Here is a 20,801-nt window from a genome sequence, read left to right as displayed (position 1 = left end):
TCTCGTCGATTGGGTGAGAAATCCGTCGGCTCGTGTTCCCGGTGCTGCGTATCTACTTTCGTTGACTTTTCCCTGACCCGTTGACCTGCGGATTTCCGACACGCAACCTTGAGCCATGACCGTCCTCCACGACCCCGTCGAGTTGTTCGACGACGCGTCCATCCAGGATCCGTATCCGCTCTACGAGCGCATGCGGGGCAGTGGCCCGGTGCACCGGATCGGCGAGTCCGGGTTCTACGTCGTATGCGGCTGGGACGCCGTCAATGAGGCGATCTCGCGAACGGACGACTTCTCGTCCAATTTGACGGCGACGATGCTCTACACCCCGCACGGCACCGTCGTGCCCTTCGAGATGGATGGGCTCGGCGGACCGACCCACGTGCTGGCCACCGCGGACGATCCCAGCCACGCCGTGCACCGCAAGCTGCTGGTGCGTTATCTGGCCGCCAAGCGGATCGCGGTTTTGGAACGCTTCGTCACCCAGACCGCCGAACGGTTGTGGCAAGACGCGCTGCGCGACGGGCGCATCGAGTGGATGGGCGCCGTCGCCGACCGGCTGCCGATGATGGTGGTGGCGGAGCTGATCGGACTGCCCGAGGCGGACGTGGAGCAGTTGGTGCGGTGGGGCTACGCGGCAACCCAACTGCTCGAGGGCCTCGCGGATCAGGAACAGCTTGCCGCCGCGGGGGTTTCGGTGATGGAGCTCAGTAAATACATCAGCGGCCAGTTCGCCCGGGCAGCCGACGACCCGCAGGACAACCTGCTCGGCGAGCTGGCGAGCGCTTGCGCCACCGGTGAACTGGACACCGTCACCGCACAGGTCATGATGATCACGCTGTTCGCCGCAGGGGGTGAATCGACCGCGTCGCTACTCGGCAGTGCCGCCGCGATCCTGGCCGAGCGGGACGACATCGCCGGCCGGCTGCGCGAGCAACCGGCGTTGCTCGGGGCATTCATCGAAGAGACGCTGCGCTTCGAACCACCGTTCCGCGGCCACTATCGACACGTCCTGCGCGACACCACCCTGGCGGGCATGGACCTCGCGGCCGGCTCGCGCCTGGTGCTGCTTTGGGGGGCGGCCAATCGGGATCCGGACCGCTTCGAGGCTCCGGGCGAGTTTCGGCTGGACCGCGCCGGAGGCAGGAACCACCTGAGTTTCGGTAGGGGAGCGCACTTTTGCGTGGGTGCGGCGCTGGCGCGGCTGGAGGCCCGCATCGTGTTGCGGCTGCTGCTGGACCACAGCTCGTCAATCCGGGCCGCCGAGGTGGGGCGCTGGGTGCCCAGCATCCTGGTGCGGCGCCTGGAACGCCTCGAGCTCACCGTCTCCTGAGCCGAAAGCCGTTGCGGCGCCGGTCCTCAGACCGGAGTGGGCGGCAACGCACCCATCGACACGATGAAGGCCTCGACGGCGGTGGCCTGTTCGAAACCTTCCACCTCGACTCGCCACTCGTAGATGCCGGGTTCCAGCGGAATGCCGCCGGGGATGTTGAGGGTCAGCGGCATCCGGACGGCGGTGCCGTGGATGGCTCCCGGGAGGCGGCCCGCCTCCGCGGCCGCTTCGAACAGGATGCGCTGCGGACCCTGCGGCCCCGGCACCGTCACCGATTGACCGTCGGTATCGAGCAACTGGCAGGTGAGCTTGTGCTGCTTGTTGGTCTCGTCCCAATCGATGTCCAGGAACATCACCAAAGCAAAAGGCGGCGTGGGTGTTTGACACTGCCGCCAGCCGAGGCCCAGGGTGTGCACCTTGCCGGACTGCGCATCGGCCTGGGCGGCGTCGGCGAGGAAAAGGCTGACCTTCATGCGGCGGTCAGCGTATCGGTCGACACTGCCGGTTCCACCGCGAGTTGGTGCCCTACGACTGCTGCCGTCACGAGATCCACGTCCTGTTCCGTATGCAATTGCGAGTCGCCGCCGACCTCGACTCTTGGACCGAGTCTGACTCCGTCGGCCCGATAATACTGCGCCGCGCTAGCTGCCAGGAGGCAGCTCACGCGGCCCCTCGGGCGCCCGCAGCTCGCGCGGTCCCTCCCGGCCCGCCAGCTCGCGCCGATCGTCGTGCTGGGACCCGACCGACAGGCCGGCCAGATCCTGCCGCGGCACGTGACCCAGCGACTGCTGATCGGGGTAGTCGCCGACCTGCCGGTAGTCGGCCGGGTGATGCGGTTGCGCGGCATGCCCCCGTGCCGAGTCGATGCGATGGGCGCCGACAGACGTGGCAGCCTCCTCGTGCACCGGTTGCGCAGCCTGTTGCCGGCTACCGCCTTCCGAGCTTTCCGAATCGACCGTCACCTTGCGGGTGCGCTTGAGCGAGAACGCAATCTCCTCGACCTCCTCGAACACCTGCCGCGCGCTGCGCAACGGCTGGGTCGTGTTGTCGATCACGCGCGCGACGAAGGGCGGGACCAGCGGACGGATCCACCGGGCCGCTGCTTTGGTGGCGTCCGGAATCGACGGGATCATCGGGGCGCGTTCCTCACTTTGCCGAGGTTCCTCATAGTGCTCGACGGCAGCGGCGGCCGGCTGGGCGGGAGCGGGCAGGTGCCGGGGCGCCTCGGTGGCCGAACTCCTATCCCGCTCTGCGGCAGGCAATTCGGCCACAGCGCGGCTGGCCGCCTCGGCCTCGGCTGCGATCGGCAAGTACATGTCTTCCTCCTCGGGCTGGGCGGCCGGCTCGAAGCTGCGCTCCGACACGGCGCGCACCGGCGCGTCGAGCGCCTCAACCACTCGACGGCGTTGCTGCTCGCGGTCGATCTCGGCCTGGGCTTCGATGGCAAGGCGGGTCTGGGTGAGTTGGTGCTCGGCCCACATGATTTCGGCGGTTCGGCGGACCTCGGCCCGCTTGATCGCGATTGCGGTGTCGGCTTCCAGTTCGGCACGCTCCCGGTCGGCGCGCGCCGTCTCATGCCGATCGTGGGTGGTCTCGCCCCGCCACCTGCGCAGGATCAGCGGCAGCAGATACAGCAGCGCGAAGAACGCGACCGTCATGACCCGCAACATCAGCGCACCCGGGCTGGCGAGCGTGATTTCGTTCATCGCGACCCACCGCGCGCCCAGGCCGTGTCCGGCATCGGCGACGGCGGCGTGCTGCGCGGCGGCCAGCGCCTGCTCGTCGCGTGACACCGCGGCGTCCAGCTCGGGCGCCTGCCGGTCGCGGGCGACCAGCGCGTTGCCCAGTTCCCGCTGTGCGTCGGCGAGCAGCTCGTTCGCCGTCCGGGTCTCGGGTCCGCGGCCGGGAACACCGGTGATGCGGGTCTGCGGGCAGGCGGGCGACGGGTTGTATTCGCAGCGCGCCACCACCAGGGCAGCGTCCAACTGCACCCGCGCCTGCTCCACCGAGTTGTCCAGCGCGGTGCGGGCCGCCTTTGCCTGCCGCAGCGTGCCCTCGGCCTGGGCGACCGCCGGCCCCGGTTCACCGACGGCGCGTTCGCCCAGCCGGTCCTGGATCGCCCCGGAGAAGATGACCAGGGCGGCGAGCTCGCCGACCAGGACACCGACAGCAACGCCGACTGCAGCACGCCCCGCGGTGCCGGCCGGTCCCGAATCCGGACCGGCCGCGATTCCACGGGTCACCGCACCCACCAGCAGACCAAAAACCAGTGTCAGCCCGATGACTGCCCAGATCGGCACCGAAGTCCCGACCGACGAGTCGACGGCCAGGGCGGCTACCAGCCAGGCCAGCACGGCCCCCAGCACCACCACCGCAGGCGAGATCATCGAGCGCCGCTCAAGCGTTTCGTGCGCGCGCATCAGACTCCAATCACCTCCAATTGCCTTCCAGCGTGGCAGGCCGCCGCCCGACACACCGAATCCAGGCGGCCGCTTGTGGCGTTGTTCACAAAGCCGTTGACGCCCGATCGAACCCTGTTCCAGCCACCATTTTGGGCCTCTATTGAAGCGACGCGAGCGGATCAGCGACCGTTAGCGCGGGCGGCATGAGACGGTATGACTCTATGGAAAATTACGACTTCCTCAGCTACGAAGAGTTCGGCCGCAGATTTTTCGAGGTTGCCGTCACGCCGGACCGGGTCGCCGCGGCGTTGGCCGACATCGCCGGCAGCGAATTCGCTATGGAACCGATTGCCCAGGGGCCCGGCGGGATCGCCAAGGTCAGCGCGAAGGTCAAGATTCAGGAACCCCGGGTGACCCGAAAGCTCGGTGACCTGATCACTTTCGTCATCCACATTCCGCTGTCCATCGACCTGCTGTTGGACCTGCGGCTCGACAAGCAGAGATTCCTGGTCTCCGGCGACATCGCGCTGCGGGCGACCGCCCGCGCGGCCGAGCCGCTGCTCCTGATCGTCGATGTCTCCAAGCCGCGGCCCTCCGACATCACCGTCAACGTGTCTTCGAAATCGATCCGCGGCGAAGTGCTGCGCATTCTGGCGGGCGTGGACGGGGAGATCCGGCGGTTCATCGCCCAGTACGTCAAGGAGGAGATCGACTCACCCCAGTCGCAGGCGGCTCAGGTCATCGACATCGCCACCCAGGTCGACAGCGCCTGGCCCGGGGGCTGAGCAGCCGGCGCTAGATCGTCTGATGCCGTCCGAAGAACTTGTGGTCTTCGCTGTACCCGCCGTAGCCGCTGCCGATTTCTTTGTAATGCGCGACGAACTCGATGCCCTTGATCCACTTCACCTGCTTGAAGCCGTGCTGTAATTCGTTGCGCAGCCGCAGCGGTTTGCCGTGCAGATAGGGCAGCGGCTCACCGTTCATGTCATAAGCGAGCATGCTCATGTGGTGCGTCATTTGCTCGATTGGGTGCGCGTTGTAATAGATGCCGCCGGTTGCGCCCAGCCCCATCGAATAGAAAACCACCCATTTCGCCTCGGGTAATGGTTTGACGATGTCCATGATCGTCTGCATCGACACACCACCCCATTTGGCCACGCCCGACCAGGCCTGAATGCAGAAGTGCTGGGTGATCTGGTCGTGATAGGGCAGTGCCCGCAGATCTTCCAGTGAGAACGCCGTCGGGTTCTCCACCAACCCATACACCCGCAGCCGCCAGTCCACGAAGTCGTTCTTTTCCAGCTCTTTGTATTCAACGGTCTCGGGGAGACGGCCATTGCGCCAGTGATAGGGGGAGATGTCCTTCTCGGTGAATGCGCCGGGCTTGGGGTTCAGCCGTTCGAGCGTCCGCTGGAACGGCCCGACCAGCGCGTAACCCACCCGCTGCACCACCCGCGGATGCTTGATCGTGAACGGGGTCGCGGCAACCCAGCCGATGGCCACGATCACCATCGCGACGCAGAAGACGCCGAAACCGACCCAACTGTTGTCGTCGCGCGCAGCGAACATGTGGTTGAGGTTGCGCAGGGCGTCGGTGGCGAAAACCATTGTGACGTGCGTCAGGATGAAGAACAGGAAGTACACCAGCACCAGGAAATGCAGCGACCGCGCGTGCTGGATGCTCAACCGCTTGCTCAGCCAGTGCACCCGCTGCGACAGCGCCGGTGACATGCCGAGCCCGGTGATGATGGCGGCCGGCGCGGCGATGAACACCGTGGTGAAGTACGCCAGCAACTGCATGTCGTTGTATGCGACCCAGCCGTTGTCAGTCGGCCAGTTCAGCGACAGGTACTGAATCGCCACCGAGGCGGCGTTGGGAAAGACGTCCCAGCTCATCGGGACCAGGTGCCGCCACTGGCCGGTGGCGAACAGCAAGACGTAGAACACCGCGCCATTGACCATCCACAGCACGTCGATGCCGAGATGCCACCAACGGGCCAACCCGATCGAATGACGGAATCCGGGCAGGCCGAACTGCGGCGGCAGGGCGACGGTGTCGGCATTGGCGGTCCACAGCGGATCGTCGGGGACCGGTGGCCCGACCCGCAGCCACTCATCCTTACCGGGAGTGGCGTTGCGGCTGAAGTACAGGCGCGGATGGTCGCACAGGATCTGAATTCCGGAACGGATGATGAACGTCATCATTAACAGGTTGAAAAAGTGCGTCCAGCCGATCCACGCGGGCCGCCCCGGGGGGCTGCTGGAGTGCGGATCGACGCCGGGATAGCGCTCGATGAACGACTGCACGGCGGGCATGTGGTGCAGGCCCTTGCCGATCGCCACGCCGGCGACCAACAGCGCGAAGCCGATCGGAATCAGCCAGAGCAGGTTGAACCACTTGTCGCGGCCCACCCGCAGTCGCGGTGCGGTGGCACGCCGGGTCAGATCGAATCCACCGCCATACGCCTCGACGTCGACGACGTCTTCGGCGGTGTGCACCTCACTGGCGTAGTCCACGCCCAGCTGCCGATCGAGGGTATCGACCTGGTCAGTATCGGTTGCCAGGCCTTTGTCACTGGTTCTGCTCACGCTGAGCAAATTTACACTATGGCGACTGTATAAATAAGAAACTGTGACAGACAGACCTGATCACCGTCGTCGAGGTGTTTACCGGACCGCTACGGCCGGGTATGTAACTGCGACTCTGGATCGACTCCGATCCCCGCGGGAGGAGCAGAACTTGGCACGGGTAGACGTCTCGACGACATCGGAAGTCTCGCCGGAAGCTGCCTGGAAACTCGCGTCCGACCTGAGCCGATTCGGCGAGTGGATGACGATCTTCGCCGGCTGGCGCGGTGAGGTCCCGTCGACCATCGAGAAGGGCACCTGTGTCTCGTCGTGCATCAGGGTCAAGGGTTTCCGCAACGTCGTGCACTGGGAAGTGACGAAGTACGACGAGCCGAACGCGATCGAGTTGAAGGGCCGCGGCCGCGGCGGCATCCGGCTAACCGTGGCCATGTCGGTCAAGGACAGGAGCCCGGGCTCCGACTTCCATCTCACCGCCGACCTGTCCGGCGGCGTGCTGAGCGGTCCGGTCGGCCGGCTGGTGGCCCGGGTGTTGCGCTCCGACGTCGAGAAATCGGTGAAGAACCTCGCCGAGCTGCGCTGACCCCGGTCGTCAGCGTCGGTCACGGTAGCGCAGGTCCCGCTCGACCTGGCGCACGCGCCTGCGTTCCTCCGCGAGCCAGGCCAGGCCACCGCCGAACACCAGCATCCCGATTGACGCCGCGGCTATCCCGGCCCCGGCATGACCCAGCGCGAATGTCACGGCGGACACCACCAACGCCAGGACGGCACCGGCGATGACGACCAGGCCGGGGGTGCGTTCGGCTTTGGTTTCGAACTCTGCGAGATCGTGCGTCGAATCGTTCGTCAAGAACGTCTCCTCTGCTGCATTCACGTGCAGTCGACCGTCCCGATCGGCCGGTTTGGAGCCCTCCTTTCAACTACCCGAATCACGTTCTGAAGAAACGAGTTCGGCGCGGGAGGCGGCTATTGGTGGGGTCGCAGCCGGCGTATCGGGCGGGTCTCGATGGCGTTGATCGTCAGCGCTCGTCCGCTGATTCGCCAACCCGCCTCGGTGTGTTCGTACTCGTCGTCGTACCGCAGGTGCCAGACCGCGTCGACCACCTCGTCGGCACGCTGACTCCAATGGTGCGCAACGCAAGTGATGCGGCCGCGGGCGAACCCGGGCCGCTCCGCCATGTCGTACACCTCGCCGACGACGGCATGCTCGGTGCGCGCGACCTGGCCGACCGCGGCCACGGCCGCGGCGATCGCCGCCCGGCCGTGGTGGGTGCGCACCGGGTGCAGCGCGTTCGGCGGGTCGGGTACGCAGAGCTCGGCTTCGTCGGTGAAAAGCATTGCCACCGAATCGAATTCGCGGTCATCGACGTCGGCCGCGTACCGGTGCACCAAGTCGCTGAGTGCCGCCCGGTGCGCGGGCGGAGCGGGCACGCGGCTCACGCCGGCTCGGGTGTGATCGCGGCGCGCACCGCATGCAGCAGAGTTGCGGCCCGCGGGTCGGTGAAGACGTCTTCGAGAAACATCGGCTCTCCGTCCGGGCCGGCCAGCGGTACCCGCCAGTTCGGGTACTCGTCGGTGGTGCCGGGCTGATTCTGGGTGCGCCGGTCGCCCACCGCGTCGGTCAGCGCCACGCCCAGCAGCCGCGACGGCGTGCGGCCCAGGTAGCGGTGCAGGGCCAGGATTACCCGCTCGGCCTCGTCTTCGGGGTCGGATAAGCCCTCGTCGAGCAAGCCCACCCGCCGCAACTCGGCCAGCCAGCCCTCGCGTTCGGCCGCCGCTGACTGCAGTTCGTCCTCAACCGGGCGGGCCAGCAACCCCAGGGATTCCCGCAGCCGCACATGATCGCCCGCGAGGTAACCCGCCGTCGGCGGCAGGTCGTGGGTGGTGACCGAGGACAGGCAGTACTCGCGCCACCGCTCCGCGGGAAGGGGCGCCGCCGAACCCGAGTCCCGGTCCTGCTCGAACCACAGGATCGAGGTGCCCAGCAGTCCGCGCAGAAGTATGTAGTCGCGCACCCAGGGTTCGACGGTGCCCAGGTCCTCACCGACCACCACCGCGCCGACGCGATGGGCTTCCAGCGCAACAATGCCGATCATCGCCTCGTGGTCGTAGCGAACGTAGGTGCCTTCGGTCGGCGGGGCGCCGCTGGGAATCCACCACAGCCGGAACAAACCGATGATGTGGTCGATGCGGACCCCGCCGGAGTGCCGCAGCACGGCACGGATCAACGCCCGGAACGGCCGGTACTCCAGTTCGTTCAGCCGGTCCGGCCGCCACGGCGGCTGGGACCAGTCCTGGCCGAGCTGGTTGAACTCGTCGGGCGGCGCCCCCGCGGTCACGCCGAGCGCGAGCACGTCCTGCAGCGCCCACGCGTCCGCGCCATTCGGATGCACGCCCACGGCCAGGTCGTGCATGATGCCCAGCGTCATACCGGCGCGGGTGGCCTGCGACTGTGCGGCGGCTAGCTGCTCATCCAGCTGCCACTGCATCCACCGGTGGAAGTCCACCGCGTTGGCGTTCTTGGCGACGAACTCCGCGACACCAGTGGCGTAGGGGTGCCGCAACGATTTCGGCCATCGTCGCCAATTGGCGCCGTGCTTCTCGGCCAATGCGCACCAGGTCGCGAAGTCATCCAGGGCGTGGCCCTCCCGTGCGCGGTAGGCCGCGTAGGCCAATTCCCGGCCCGCCGAGCGCGGTTGGCGGTGAATCATCTTGAGCGCGGCGCGTTTTGCGGCCCAGGCGTTGTCGCGGTCGATGCTGTCGCGTTGGGCGGCACGGTGTTGAACCTCGTCCCGCAGCTGCCGCACCCGGCCGCGCTTGGGCAGCTCGGCGAACTCGGGAATGGCTTCCACGCGCAGGTACATCGGATTCGCGAATCGCCTCGACGTGGGTAGATAAGGTGACGGCTCCATCGGCTTCAGCGGCTCTTGGCTGCCCGAGGGCGCGGCCGCATGCAGCGGGTTGACCAATACATAGTCGGCGCCGTGCGCGGTGGCCGACCAGAGCGCGAGATCCGCAAGGTCGACCAGGTCGCCCACCCCCCAGGAATGCCGCGACCGCACGCTGTACAGCTGGGTCGCCAGACCCCAGGCCCGCCGGGTGGCCAGCTTGTCGGGCAAGCCCAGCCAGTCCGGTGTCACGATGAGCGCGGTGCTGCTCTGGTAGTCGCCGGAGCGCAGGTGGACGCGGTGGTAGCCCAGCGGCAGGTCGGCCGGCAGCACGAAGCTGGCCTCGCCCACCCAACGTCCGTCCAGGTCGAATGGCGGGGTGAAGTTGTCCACCTGCTCCACACCGCCACGTTCGGTCCCGTCCTCGAGCTGCAACCACACCTCGGCCGGGTCACCGTGGGTGACGTGCACCCAGAAACGTGTCTGCCCACCGGAGCGCCCCACGATCGTGGGTGGCAGTGACCGTGCCCAATGGGCGCGGAGGTCGGCGATCAGTGCGGCGTTGCGATCCTGTTCGGAGCCTGCCCGGACACCGAGGGCGCCCAGCACGGCCACCAGAGTGGACTCGGCGACCACCACGTGCCGGCCGCTCCAGTCCTGGTAGCTGGTGGCAACACCGAACCGCCGGGCGAGCTCGACAAGCGATGGCGCAAGCTCAGTCATGCCGCTCATCTTCCGTGCCATGCCGCCCTGCAGCTCAGTGGGGTCTCAGCGGGTGTCTGCGTGAGGTTGATTTAACAGTCTGTTACTTGACGCGCCTTGTCGACGTTTCGCAGCTAACATGCCCAATGAAGATACGACGAATCCGTGGGGGATCCAGGGCTTTCGCCGATAGATGGCGGGGTCTGCGTGAGTGCCTTACGGTAACGATGTGCTTTAGCGCTTACTAGCCATGAGGGCTATATATCAAGACGCTTTGACATATTCAGACGTTATTGACAGACAGAGAACAGACCGAGAGGTGATCAAGCGTGGCCGAACATAGCCGCGGGCAGCGCGGGTCGGGGTACGGCCTTGGGTTGTCGACGCGGACCCAGGTAACCGGGTATCAGTTCCTGGCGCGCCGTACCGCGATGGCGTTGACCCGCTGGCGGGTCCGCATGGAGATCGAGCCCGGTCGCCGTCAGACGCTGGCGGTTGTCGCTTCCGTATCCGCGGCGCTGGTGATCTGCCTGGGAGCATTGTTGTACTCGTTCATCAGCCCGGCCGGCCAGATCAACGACGCACCGATCATCGCCGACCGCGATTCGGGTGCGCTATATGTAAAGGTGGGCGACCGCCTGTACCCGGCGCTGAACCTGGCGTCGGCCCGGCTGATCACCGGTCGGGCGGACAACCCGCACCTGGTGCGCGGCAGCCAGATCGCCAGCATGCCGCACGGGCCGCTGGTCGGTATCCCGGGTGCGCCGACGGAATTCGCGCCGAAGAATCCGCCCGCGTCGTCCTGGCTGGTGTGCGACACCGTCGGCAGCTCTTCGGGCGGTGTCGCGTCGATGAGCGGCGTGACCGTGACCGTGATCGACGGCACCCCGGACATGAGCGGCCACCGCCGGGTTCTGACCGGGTCGGACGCGGTGGTGCTCAGCTACGGCGGTAACGCCTGGGTGATCCGGGAGGGCCGCCGCTCGAAGATCGACGCAACGGACCGTTCGGTGCTGCTGCCGCTGGGATTGACGCCGGAACAGGTGAGCCAGGCGCGGCCGATGAGCCACGCCCTGTACGACGCGCTGCCGGTCGGACCCGAGCTGCTGGTGCCCGAGGTGCCGAACGCGGGTGCGGCGGCCACCTTCCCCGGTGCCCCCGGCCCGGTCGGGACGATTCTCGTCACCCCCCAGATCAGCGGGCCGCAACAGTATTCACTGGTCCTGACCGACGGCGTGCAGACGTTGCCGCCACTGGTGGCCCAGATCCTGCAGAACGCCGGCCGTCCGGGCAACACCAAGCCGGTCACGGTGGAGCCGTCGGCGCTGGCCAGGATGCCGGTGGTCAACCGGCTCGACCTGTCGGCCTACCCCAACGACCCGCTGAACGTGCTCGACATCCGGGAGAACCCGTCCACCTGCTGGTGGTGGGAAAGGACCAACGGCGAGAACCGGGCCCGCGTGCAAGTGGTCTCCGGGCCCAGCATCCCGATCAAGGCGAGCGAGATGAAGCGGGTCGTCAACCTGGTCAAGGCCGACATGACCGGTCGCGAGGCCGACCAGGTCTACTTCGGCCCGAACTACGCGAACTTCGTCGCCGTCACCGGTAACAACCCGGGCGCCCAGACCGCCGAGTCGCTGTGGTGGCTCACCAATGCCGGTGCGCGGTTCGGTGTGGACGACACCAAGGAAGCTCGCGAAGCTCTCGGCCTGACCTTGCAGCCCAGCCTGGCGCCGTGGGTGGCGCTGCGCCTGCTGCCGCAGGGCCCCACGTTGTCCCGCGCGGACGCTCTCGTGGAGCACGACACGCTACCCATGGACATGACCCCTTCTGAGTTGGTGGTACCTAAGTGAAACGCGGTTTTGCACGACCCACACCGGAGAAGCCTCCGGTAATCAAGCCGGAGAACATCGTCCTTCCGACGCCGTTGAGCATTCCGCCGCCGGAGGGCAAGCCCTGGTGGCTGATCGTGGTCGGTGTCGTCGTCATCGGTCTGCTGGGCGGCATGGTCGCCATGACCTTCGCCAGCGGTTCGCACGTGTTCGGCGGCGTCGGCTCGATCTTCCCGATCTTCATGGTCGGCGGCATGATGATGATGATGTTCGGCGGCCGGTTCGGCGGCGGCGGACAGCAGATGAGCCGGCCGAAGCTGGACGCCATGCGGGCCCAGTTCATGCTGATGCTGGACATGCTGCGGGAGACCGCGCAGGAGTCGGCGGACAGCATGGACGCCAACTACCGGTGGTTCCACCCGGCCCCCAACACGCTGTCCGCCGCCGTCGGATCGCAGCGGATGTGGGAGCGCAAGCCCGACGGCAAGGACCTCAATTTCGGGGTCGTCCGCGTCGGCGTCGGAATGACGCGCCCCGAGGTGACTTGGGGTGAGCCGCAGAACATGCCGACCGACATCGAGCTCGAGCCGGTGACGGGCAAGGCGCTGCAGGAGTTCGGCCGCTACCAGAGCGTGGTCTACAACCTGCCGAAGATGATCTCGGTGCTGGTCGAGCCGTGGTACGCCCTGGTGGGCGACCGCGAGCAGGTGCTGGGACTGATGCGGGCCATCATCTGCCAGCTGGCCTTCTCGCACGGCCCGGACCACGTTCGCATGATCGTCGTCAGTTCCGACCTGGACGAGTGGGACTGGGTGAAATGGCTGCCGCACTTCGGCGACTCGCGCCGGACCGACGCCGCGGGCAGCGCGCGGATGGTCTACAGCTCGGTGCGCGAATTCGCCGCCGAGCAGGCCGAGCTGTTCGCCGGCCGCGGCTCGTTCACCCCGCGGCACGCCAGCTCGTCGGCGCAGACGCCGACGCCGCACCACGTGATCATCGCCGACGTCGACGACCCGCAGTGGGAGTATGTGATCAGCGCCGAAGGGGTGGACGGTGTCACCTTCTTCGACCTGACCGGCTCGCCCATGTGGACCGGGGTCCCCGAGCGCAAACTCGAGTTCGACAAGGTCGGCATCATCGAAGCCCTGCCTCGCGACCGCGACACCTGGATGGTGATCGACGACAATGCGTGGTTCTTCGCCCTGACCGACCAGATGAGCACCGCCGAGGCGGAGGAGTTCGCCCAGAAGCTGGCGCAGTGGCGGCTGGCCGAGGCCTACGAAGAGATCGGTCAGCGGGTCGCCCACATCGGCGCCCGCGACATCCTCTCGTACTACGGCATCGACGATCCCGCTGCGATCGACTTCGAGGACCTGTGGGGGAGCCGCACCGACACGATGGGCCGCTCCCGGCTGCGCGTGCCGTTCGGCAATCGTTCCGACAACGGCGAGCTGCTGTTCCTGGACATGAAGTCCCTGGACGAAGGCGGCGACGGCCCGCACGGTGTCATGTCGGGTACCACCGGTTCCGGTAAGTCGACCCTGGTCCGCACGGTGATCGAGTCGCTGATGCTCGGCCACCCGCCGGAGGAACTGCAGTTCGTGCTCGCTGACCTCAAGGGTGGTTCGGCCGTCAAGCCGTTCGCCGGCGTGCCGCACGTGTCACGCATCATCACCGACCTGGAGGAAGACCAGGCGCTGATGGAGCGGTTCCTGGATGCGCTGTGGGGCGAGATCGCGCGACGCAAGGCGATCTGTGACAGCGCCGGCGTCGACGACGCCAAGGAGTACAACTCCGTCCGGGCAAGGATGCGCGCCCGCGGCCAGGACATGGCGCCACTGCCGATGCTGGTGGTCGTCATCGACGAGTTCTACGAGTGGTTCCGGATCATGCCCACCGCCGTCGACGTGCTCGACTCCATCGGCCGTCAGGGACGCGCGTACTGGATCCACCTGATGATGGCTTCGCAGACCATCGAAAGTCGCGCCGAAAAGCTCATGGAGAACATGGGTTACCGGTTGGTGCTGAAAGCCCGCACCGCCGGGGCGGCGCAGGCGGCCGGTGTGCCCAACGCGGTGAACCTGCCGGCGCAGGCCGGCCTGGGTTACTTCCGCAAGAGCCTGGAAGACATCATCCGGTTCCAGGCGGAGTTCCTGTGGCGGGACTACCTGCGCATCTCCTCGATCGACGGTGAGGAAGCGCCGGTGCTGGTGCACAGCATCGACTACGTGCGCCCCCAGTTGTTCACCAACTCGTTCACCCCGCTCGAGGTGAGCGTCGGCGGGCCCAGCGTGGAACCGCCGACGGTGCCCAGCTACACCAACGGTGAAGTCAACGGCGCGGCGGCCGAAGAAGACGAGGAAGAGGAAGCGATCCGGACGCCCAAGGTCGGCACCGTGATCATCGATCAGCTGCGCCGGATCAACTTCGAGCCGTACCGGTTGTGGCAGCCGCCGCTGACCGAGCCGATCGCCATCGACGAGTTGGTCAACCGTTTCCTCGGCCACCCCTGGCACAAGGACTACGGTTCGGCCCGCAACCTGGTGTTCCCGATCGGCATCATCGACCGGCCGTTCAAGCATGACCAGCCGCCATGGACCGTCGACACCTCGGGCCCCGGCTCGAACGTGCTGATCCTGGGCGCCGGCGGTTCGGGCAAGACGACGGCGTTGCAGACACTGATCTGCTCGGCCGCCCTGACCCACACTCCCGAGCAGGTGCAGTTCTACTGCCTGGCGTACAGCAGCACGGCGTTGACCACGATCGCCCGACTGCCGCACGTGGGCGAGGTGGCCGGCCCCACCGATCCGTACGGGGTGCGCCGGACGGTCGCCGAACTGCTGGCGCTGGTGCGAGAGCGCAAGCGCAGCTTCCTCGAGTACGGCATCGCATCGATGGAGATGTTCCGCCGCCGCAAGTTCGGCGACGAAGCCGGACCGGTGCCCAACGACGGATTCGGCGACGTCTACCTCGTCATCGACAACTACCGGGCGCTGGCCGAGGAAAACGAAGTGTTGATCGACCAGGTCAACCTGATCATCAACCAGGGTCCTTCGTTCGGTGTGCACGTGATCGTCACCGCCGACCGCGAATCGGAACTGCGGCCGCCGGTGCGCAGTGGTTTCGGCTCGCGCGTCGAGCTGCGACTGGCCGCGGTGGAGGACGCCAAGCTGGTCCGTTCCCGGTTCGCCAAGGACGTCCCGGTCAAGCCGGGCCGCGGCATGGTGGCCGTGAACTACGTCCGGTTGGACAGCGACCCGCAGGCCGGCCTGCACACCTTGGTGGCGCGGCCGGCACTGAGCAGCACGCCCAACAACGTGTTCGAGAGCGACAGCGTCATCGCAGCGGTCAGCCGGCTCACCACCGCAGCGGCTCCGCCGGTGCGCCGGCTGCCGGCGAAGTTCGGCGTGGAGCAGGTGCGCGAGCTGGCGGCGCGGGACACCCGTCAGGGTGTCGGTGCGGGCGGAATCGCTTGGGCCATATCCGAATTGGACCTGCAGCCGGTGTATCTCAACTTCGCCGAGAACGCACACCTGATGGTGACCGGCCGTCGCGAGTGCGGGCGCACCACGACGCTGGCGACCATCATGTCCGAGATCGGCCGGCTGTATGCGCCGGGCGCCACCAGCGCTCCGCCGCCACCGGCCGGCAAGAAGTCCGCCCAGGTGTGGCTGATCGACCCTCGTCGTCAGCTGTTGACCACGCTGGGGTCCGAATATGTCGAGAGGTTCGCTTACAACCTCGACGGCGTGGTGGCGATGATGGGCGAGCTGGCGGCGGCCTTGGCCGGCCGTGAGCCGCCACCGGGGCTGTCCGCCGAAGAGCTGCTGTCGCGGTCCTGGTGGAGTGGACCGGAGATCTTCCTGATCGTCGACGACATCCAGCAGCTGCCGCCGGGCTTCGATTCGCCGCTGCACAAGGCCGTCCCGTTCGTGAACCGGGCCGCCGACGTCGGGTTGCATGTGCTCGTGACCCGTACCTTCGGTGGCTGGTCCTCGGCGGGCAGCGACCCGATGCTGCGGGCCCTGCACCAGGCCAATGCGCCGTTGCTGGTGATGGATGCCGACCCAGACGAGGGTTTCATCCGCGGCAAGATGAAGGGCGGTCCGCTGCCTCGCGGTCGTGGTCTGCTGATGGCCGAGGACACCGGCGTATTCGTCCAGGTTGCCGCCACCGAGGTGCGCCGGTAGTAATTGCCAATTGCCGCTGCGCTGGGGTTGTCTTATGTGCCCCAGCGCAGCGGTAATGTCTTGAGCGCGAACGATTTAGACGGAAACACGATGTCGGGCGCGTAGTCCGGCGGCAAATCGAAATCGGGAATCTGGCGTAGCCATTCGGCGATTACCACCGTCAGCTCGATGCGTGCCAGGTGCGAACCGAGGCAGCGATGCGGCCCGCCGCCGAATCCCCAGTGCCGGTGCACCTTGCCGTCCATCACCAACTCATCGGTCGACCATTCGTCGCTGCCGTCGCGGTTGACCGCGGCCATACACAACCGCACTTGCGAACCCGGCGGAAGTGTCATCCCGCCGACCTGGACGAACTCGGTGACAATCCGAGGCGCCACCGGCGCCGGCGGCTCCAGCCGAATGACCTCCTCGATGAACACTCTGATCTGCCTTTGGTTTTCGCGGAGCTCTGACCGTAACTGAGGCCTGCGGGCCAGCTCGAACAGGCAGAACCCGATAATCGCCGTCACCGTGTCGAGTCCCGCCAGGATCAGCAGGTGGCTCATACCCAGCAATTCGATGTCGGTGAGGTCACCCTCGCCCGTCATCAACGCCGACAACATATCCGAACCGGGATTTTGCCGACGTTGCTGCACTGCATCTTTGAGGTATTCGAACAGCTCGACCTGTCCGGCTCCCAGCTCGGCGATGGTGAGGAACGGTTTGTCTCCGACGATGGCGTCTTTCCAACCGATCAGACGGTCCCGATCCTGGATCGGCAGTCCGTAGAGGTCCAGGAACACTTGGTAGGGGTACAGCCGCGCGAAATCGGCCATCACCTCGCATTCGCCGCGGGCGGCGAGGGCAGCGATCATCTCGGTGGCGTGGCGCTGCAGCATCGGTTGCGACTTGGCCAGCGCGTACGGGCTGAAATAGGGCTGCAGGATCTTGCGGTAGTGGGTGTGCTGCGGCGGATCGAACGCGAGCGGCAGCACCGGCAGCGGATCACCGGGCGGCTGTAGCACAGTCGAGGAAAAGACCTTCGGATTGCGCAGCGCCGCAAGCACGTCCGCCCGTCGAGTCAGGTAGTAGTAACCGTTCATGAAGACCACGGGCCCCGCATCGCGCAGCGTCTTCCAACCGACGCCCCGGTCCTGGGTGAACGGCAATGCCGAGTAATCCAACCGTGGCAGATGAAATTTGCCCTGGCCCTCGTCAGGGGTGCTCATGCGCTCAAGCTCTTCCCTCTGCTTCAATGCCACTGCCGGATACCGAAGCAGCGCAACCCTACTGGCCCAGCACAATATGGCATGCGGACCGCGGGCTACGCTACGTACCACCCCACCGGCCCGATGCGGCCGGAACGGCGGAAGGAGCACACCGCAAGTGATGGTTCGCGTCGAACGCTCGAAGTGCGTCGGACACGCTCAGTGCTACGCGGTCGATCCACAGCTCTTCCCAATCGACGAGTCAGGCTACTCGATTCTTCAGGCGCGCCAGGTGCGTCCCGAAGATGAACAATTGACCCGAGACGGTGTCGCGTCCTGCCCCGAAATGGCGCTGATTTTGCAGGAAGACTGAATAATCCCTGCCCTGTTCACCATCGTTATACGTTGTGCCAGAACGGATTTCGTCGTCTCTACGCGTTTTCAGCAACCTTTGCAACGTCAAAATTAACGACGGCTGAACAAAGGTTTTCGAGGAATGAATAGTTGGCATCATCGGCGTCCGACCGCCTAGCCAACCCTTAGAGTTCCATATGAACAGCGGTCCAAAGTTGCTCGCTGATGGTATAGGGCCGCTTGTTGCTCCGCGGTAACCGCCCGGGGCGCGTCGGGACGCCCGGCAATGGTTCGGGTCACCGAAGTGAAGGAATCGGAGCAACCAGCGTGCCTGGCTCGCGCGGTATCGGCAGTCGAGACTGCCGCTTGGGGTCGGTTGAGGAGGGGTGGTGTTGGACTTCGGAGCGTTGCCTCCCGAGATAAATTCGGGACGGATATACAGCGGCCCCGGTCCCGGCCCGATGCTTTCCGCCGCTTCGGCGTGGGATGGCGTCGCAAGTGAGATGGATGCTGCGGCAACGGGTTACACCGTGGTGGTCAACGAGCTGACGAACGCACCATGGGTCGGTCCGGCATCGCAGTCGATGCTGTCGGCGGTTTTGCCGTACGTGAGCTGGCTCAGCGCAGCGGCCACTCAGGCCGAGCAAACCGCTATCCAGGCCCGGGCGGCCGCAGCCGCCTACGAAACGGTGTTCGCGATGACCGTGCCGCCGCCGGTGATCGCGGCCAACAGGGTGCTGTTGGGGACGTTGATCGCAACCAACATTCTCGGGCAGAACACCCCGGCGATCGCCGCGACCGAAGCTTCATACCTGGAGATGTGGGCACAGGACGCCGCTGCGATGTACGGGTATGCGGCCTCGTCGGCTACCGCCACGGAGTTGCACCGGTTTGTCTCGCCGCCGAACAGCACTACCCCCGATGCGCTGCCTCAACAGGCCGCCGCGGTCAGTCAGGCCGCTGGCACCCACAGTGGCGACGTCGCTCAGACGATCGCTCACCAGCTGGTCTCCGCCGCGGCGGTACCGCAGGCGCTACAGCAACTCGGGACGGCCCCGGTCGCGGCCAGCCAACCCAATTTCATCTGGAATACGATCCAGGACTTCCTGATGTTCGGGTTGCCCACTCCGGCCAACAACTTCACGGCGATAACCCCGGCCAGTTACACCGCGGTGATCAAGCAGACGCTGCAGGCCTACTTCGCCGTCGGGGTAGGTTCCTTCGGCAGCCAGATCGGACAGCAGCTGTTCAACGGTCTCGGTACCACCGCCGGTGCCAGCGGTGCCTGGTATCCGACACCGCAGTTCGCCGCATTGGGCGTCGGCGGTTGGCATTTCCATTCGGGTCTCGGCCTGTCGGCAAGTGTCGGCTCGGGCAGCAAGGTTGGCGCGCTATCGGTTCCGGCGGCCTGGGGCAACGCACCCGGCTCGGTGGCAGGGGCCGGGGGAGCGGACACGAAGCTGGTAAGCATCAAATTCACCGCTGCAACCGCCGACGCCGGCCCGGCCAACACGGTAAACGCTCCCGGCGTTCCGCTCGGTGCGCGTAGCAGGCAGCGGGGCGCGAACATGGGCATCCGCTACGGCTTCCGATACAGCGTTCTGGCTCGACCACCTTCAGCGGGATGACGCCGTGCCAATACCGCGGTGCGATAAGACGATTCAAGCCAAGGGGCGCAACGATGCGTCATCGACATATCACAAAGGGCGTGACGGTATGGGATCCGTTGCGCTGCAGAGCAATTAGGGAGGAAAGCGGATGTCCTACGTCACTACACATCCCGAGGCGCTGGCGGCGGCTGCTGGCACGTTGCAAGGAATAGGCTCGGCAATGGGTTCGCAGAATGCGGCGGCGGTCGCGCCCACAACGGGTATCGTTCCGGCCGCCGCTGACGAGGTGTCGGTCCTGACCGCGGCGCAGTTCATCGCGCACGCCCAGACGTATCAGGCCGTCAGCGCTCAGGCGCAATCGATCCACGAAATGTTCGTCAACACTTTGAGTGTCAGCTCGGGGTCTTATGCGGCGACCGAGGCGGCCAACGCCGCCGCGGCCAGCTAAGGAGTCAACAGATGCCAGCCGATCTTGCGGCGCTGCCGCCCGAAGTCACCTCGGCGATGATGTACTCGGGTCCTGGGGCGGCATCCTTTATGGCCGCCGCTTCGTCGTGGAATGCGCTTGCCGCCGAACTGACGTCCACGGCCCAGGGCTACGACACGGTGCTGATGCAACTGGCCAGCGAGGAATGGCTAGGCCCCGCTTCGGCGATGATGGCGCAAGCGGCTCAGCCGTACGTGGCGTGGCTGACCGGCACCGCCGGCCTGGCCGAGCATGCCGCCACCCAGGCGCGAGCGGCCGCGGCCGCGTTCGAGGCCGCCTTCGCCGGGGTGGTGCCGCCGCCGCTCGTAGCGGCGAACCGTGCCAGTTTGGCGCAAGCCTTGCAGACAAACATTCTCGGCCTCAACAACAGCGTGATCGCTCAGCTGGAAGCGCAGTACGCCGAGATGTGGGCCCAAAACGCCTCCACCATGCTGAATTACGCGGCGGCCTCGCAGACCGCCAGCAGGTTGACCACCTTCACCGAGGCACCGACGATCGTCAATCCCGCCGGCAGCACCACCCAGGCCGCCGCGGTCGCAGCGGCGCAGGCCGCACCGGCCGCCTCGATCCAGAACAGCGTGCAGGGGTTCCTCAACCAGATCACCAACTCGCTGGGCCAGCTCGCGACGCCGACCGGCACCGCCAACTTGGTGCAGCAGTTGGGGAACGGCAACCCGCTGCTGACCGAGATCTGGTTCCTACTGTCCGGGCAGACGACCCTGCCGAACAACCTCGGAACATTCATGACCGGCTACAACAACTACGCCAGCTTTTTCTACAACACCGAAGGTCTGCCCTACTTCAGCGTCGGAATGGGCAACTCGTTCGTGCAGGTGGCCAAGTCGGCCGGCCTATTGTCAGCCCCGGCTGCCGCGGCGACTCCCTCCGTTCCGATACCGCCGATCAGCGGGGCGGTCGGTGCCGCGGGCGGTCAGGTCGCCGCGGGGTTGGGCAACGGAGCCCACATTGGACACCTCGCCGTCCCAGCATCGTGGCCCGGGGCCAGTGCGGCGGCGCCGTCAGTGCGTCCCGCGGTGCAGATGATCAGCGAGCCAATCGTCGCCGGCGAGCACGCAAGTGGCAGCGGGAATGTCCTGAACGGCATGCCCGTCGTCGGCGCCGGCAACGGTCGCGGGCCCGGCGCCGGTCCCCGCTACGGGTTCAAACCCACCGTCATGCCACGCCCGCTGCCCGCCGGATAACACCTACCAACCAGCTACCGAAGGAGACCGA

16 protein-coding genes are annotated in these 20,801 nt (G+C 66.5%); 9 read left to right on the top strand and 7 right to left on the bottom strand.

Going from position 1 to position 20,801, the window contains the following annotated elements; translation table 11 throughout:
• Positions 1-115: 115 nt before the first annotated feature.
• Positions 116-1,330 (top strand): cytochrome P450, encoded by a 1,215-nt coding sequence (locus A5645_RS07345; protein ID WP_065034153.1) that lies wholly within the window; start codon positions 116-118, stop codon positions 1,328-1,330.
• Between the two features lie 26 nt (positions 1,331-1,356).
• Here the strand turns inward: A5645_RS07345 and A5645_RS07340 are convergent, their stop codons facing one another.
• Together A5645_RS07340 and A5645_RS07335 are read right to left on the bottom strand one after the other, a co-directional pair.
• Entirely contained in the window at positions 1,357-1,803 is a 447-nt protein-coding gene (locus tag A5645_RS07340) for a DUF6941 family protein (RefSeq protein ID WP_036360357.1), read from the bottom strand.
• Positions 1,804-1,971: 168 nt separating this feature from the next.
• Complete coding sequence (locus tag A5645_RS07335) at positions 1,972-3,750, bottom strand: DUF4407 domain-containing protein (RefSeq protein WP_081288209.1); 1,779 nt, start codon at positions 3,748-3,750, stop codon at positions 1,972-1,974.
• Between the two features lie 203 nt (positions 3,751-3,953).
• On the opposite strand from A5645_RS07335, the gene A5645_RS07330 reads away from it, so the two are divergent.
• A complete protein-coding gene (locus A5645_RS07330) occupies positions 3,954-4,517 on the top strand; it encodes a hypothetical protein (protein WP_036360355.1) in 564 nt (187 codons plus the stop codon).
• A gap of 10 nt (positions 4,518-4,527) precedes the next feature.
• Here the strand turns inward: A5645_RS07330 and A5645_RS07325 are convergent, their stop codons facing one another.
• Positions 4,528-6,255: a molybdopterin-dependent oxidoreductase gene (locus A5645_RS07325; protein WP_065129068.1), complete on the bottom strand. Its 1,728-nt coding sequence runs from the start codon at positions 6,253-6,255 to the stop codon at positions 4,528-4,530.
• A 217-nt stretch (positions 6,256-6,472) separates the two neighbouring features.
• Here A5645_RS07325 and A5645_RS07320 point away from each other — a divergent pair, with 217 nt between their 5' ends.
• Positions 6,473-6,901, top strand: coding sequence for a type II toxin-antitoxin system Rv0910 family toxin (locus tag A5645_RS07320; RefSeq protein WP_065034154.1), 429 nt, complete (start codon positions 6,473-6,475; stop codon positions 6,899-6,901).
• A 9-nt stretch (positions 6,902-6,910) separates the two neighbouring features.
• Here the strand turns inward: A5645_RS07320 and A5645_RS07315 are convergent, their stop codons facing one another.
• From A5645_RS07315 to malQ, 3 genes are all read right to left on the bottom strand, one after another.
• Positions 6,911-7,168, bottom strand: coding sequence for a hypothetical protein (locus tag A5645_RS07315; RefSeq protein WP_065129067.1), 258 nt, complete (start codon positions 7,166-7,168; stop codon positions 6,911-6,913).
• Between the two features lie 116 nt (positions 7,169-7,284).
• Complete coding sequence (locus A5645_RS07310; RefSeq protein WP_065129066.1) at positions 7,285-7,749, bottom strand: nuclear transport factor 2 family protein; 465 nt, start codon at positions 7,747-7,749, stop codon at positions 7,285-7,287.
• A gap of 5 nt (positions 7,750-7,754) precedes the next feature.
• A complete protein-coding gene (gene malQ, locus A5645_RS07305; protein WP_065129065.1) occupies positions 7,755-9,929 on the bottom strand; it encodes a 4-alpha-glucanotransferase in 2,175 nt (724 codons plus the stop codon).
• A 308-nt stretch (positions 9,930-10,237) separates the two neighbouring features.
• Here malQ and eccB point away from each other — a divergent pair, with 308 nt between their 5' ends.
• Both eccB and eccCa read left to right on the top strand, forming a co-directional pair.
• On the top strand, positions 10,238-11,761 hold the full coding sequence (gene eccB, locus A5645_RS07300; protein WP_065034156.1) for a type VII secretion protein EccB: 1,524 nt from the start codon (positions 10,238-10,240) through the stop codon (positions 11,759-11,761).
• A complete protein-coding gene (gene eccCa / locus A5645_RS07295) occupies positions 11,758-15,930 on the top strand; it encodes a type VII secretion protein EccCa (RefSeq protein WP_065034157.1) in 4,173 nt (1,390 codons plus the stop codon). Before eccB ends, eccCa begins: the two co-directional genes overlap by 4 nt.
• 32 nt (positions 15,931-15,962) lie before the next feature.
• Here eccCa and A5645_RS07290 read toward each other — a convergent pair whose 3' ends face one another.
• Entirely contained in the window at positions 15,963-17,138 is a 1,176-nt protein-coding gene (locus A5645_RS07290) for a cytochrome P450 (RefSeq protein WP_065129049.1), read from the bottom strand.
• A gap of 160 nt (positions 17,139-17,298) precedes the next feature.
• Here A5645_RS07290 and A5645_RS07285 point away from each other — a divergent pair, with 160 nt between their 5' ends.
• The 4 genes from A5645_RS07285 (at position 17,299) to A5645_RS07270 (ending at position 20,770) form a co-directional block, all read left to right on the top strand.
• Complete coding sequence (locus A5645_RS07285) at positions 17,299-17,490, top strand: ferredoxin (RefSeq protein WP_414467375.1); 192 nt, start codon at positions 17,299-17,301, stop codon at positions 17,488-17,490.
• A gap of 370 nt (positions 17,491-17,860) precedes the next feature.
• A complete protein-coding gene (locus A5645_RS07280; RefSeq protein WP_065034170.1) occupies positions 17,861-19,099 on the top strand; it encodes a PPE family protein in 1,239 nt (412 codons plus the stop codon).
• A 130-nt stretch (positions 19,100-19,229) separates the two neighbouring features.
• The gene (locus A5645_RS07275; protein ID WP_065034160.1) at positions 19,230-19,529 is read left to right on the top strand and encodes a PE family protein; all 300 of its coding nucleotides are present in this window, start codon (positions 19,230-19,232) and stop codon (positions 19,527-19,529) included.
• Between the two features lie 11 nt (positions 19,530-19,540).
• Positions 19,541-20,770, top strand: a complete 1,230-nt coding sequence (locus A5645_RS07270; protein ID WP_065129048.1) for a PPE family protein — start codon at positions 19,541-19,543, stop codon at positions 20,768-20,770.
• Positions 20,771-20,801: the final 31 nt, after the last annotated feature.

The sequence above is a fragment of the Mycobacterium asiaticum genome, from assembly GCF_001673635.1.
Lineage (GTDB): Bacteria > Actinomycetota > Actinomycetes > Mycobacteriales > Mycobacteriaceae > Mycobacterium > Mycobacterium asiaticum_C.
The sequence above is the reverse complement of the archived record's forward strand: the minus strand, read 5'-3'. Positions and strand labels throughout refer to the sequence as shown.

What these genes read in the sequence shown, in the direction of transcription:
- A5645_RS07345 (WP_065034153.1), top strand. Translation starts at nt 116, where the DNA reads ATGACCGTCCTCCACGACCCCGTCGAGTTGTTCGACGACGCGTCCATC.
- A5645_RS07340 (WP_036360357.1), bottom strand. Translation starts at nt 1,803, where the DNA reads ATGAAGGTCAGCCTTTTCCTCGCCGACGCCGCCCAGGCCGATGCGCAG.
- A5645_RS07335 (WP_081288209.1), bottom strand. Translation starts at nt 3,750, where the DNA reads ATGCGCGCGCACGAAACGCTTGAGCGGCGCTCGATGATCTCGCCTGCG.
- A5645_RS07330 (WP_036360355.1), top strand. Translation starts at nt 3,954, where the DNA reads ATGGAAAATTACGACTTCCTCAGCTACGAAGAGTTCGGCCGCAGATTT.
- malQ (WP_065129065.1), bottom strand. Translation starts at nt 9,929, where the DNA reads ATGACTGAGCTTGCGCCATCGCTTGTCGAGCTCGCCCGGCGGTTCGGT.
- A5645_RS07290 (WP_065129049.1), bottom strand. Translation starts at nt 17,138, where the DNA reads ATGAGCACCCCTGACGAGGGCCAGGGCAAATTTCATCTGCCACGGTTG.
- A5645_RS07285 (WP_414467375.1), top strand. Translation starts at nt 17,299, where the DNA reads ATGGTTCGCGTCGAACGCTCGAAGTGCGTCGGACACGCTCAGTGCTAC.
- A5645_RS07275 (WP_065034160.1), top strand. Translation starts at nt 19,230, where the DNA reads ATGTCCTACGTCACTACACATCCCGAGGCGCTGGCGGCGGCTGCTGGC.
- A5645_RS07270 (WP_065129048.1), top strand. Translation starts at nt 19,541, where the DNA reads ATGCCAGCCGATCTTGCGGCGCTGCCGCCCGAAGTCACCTCGGCGATG.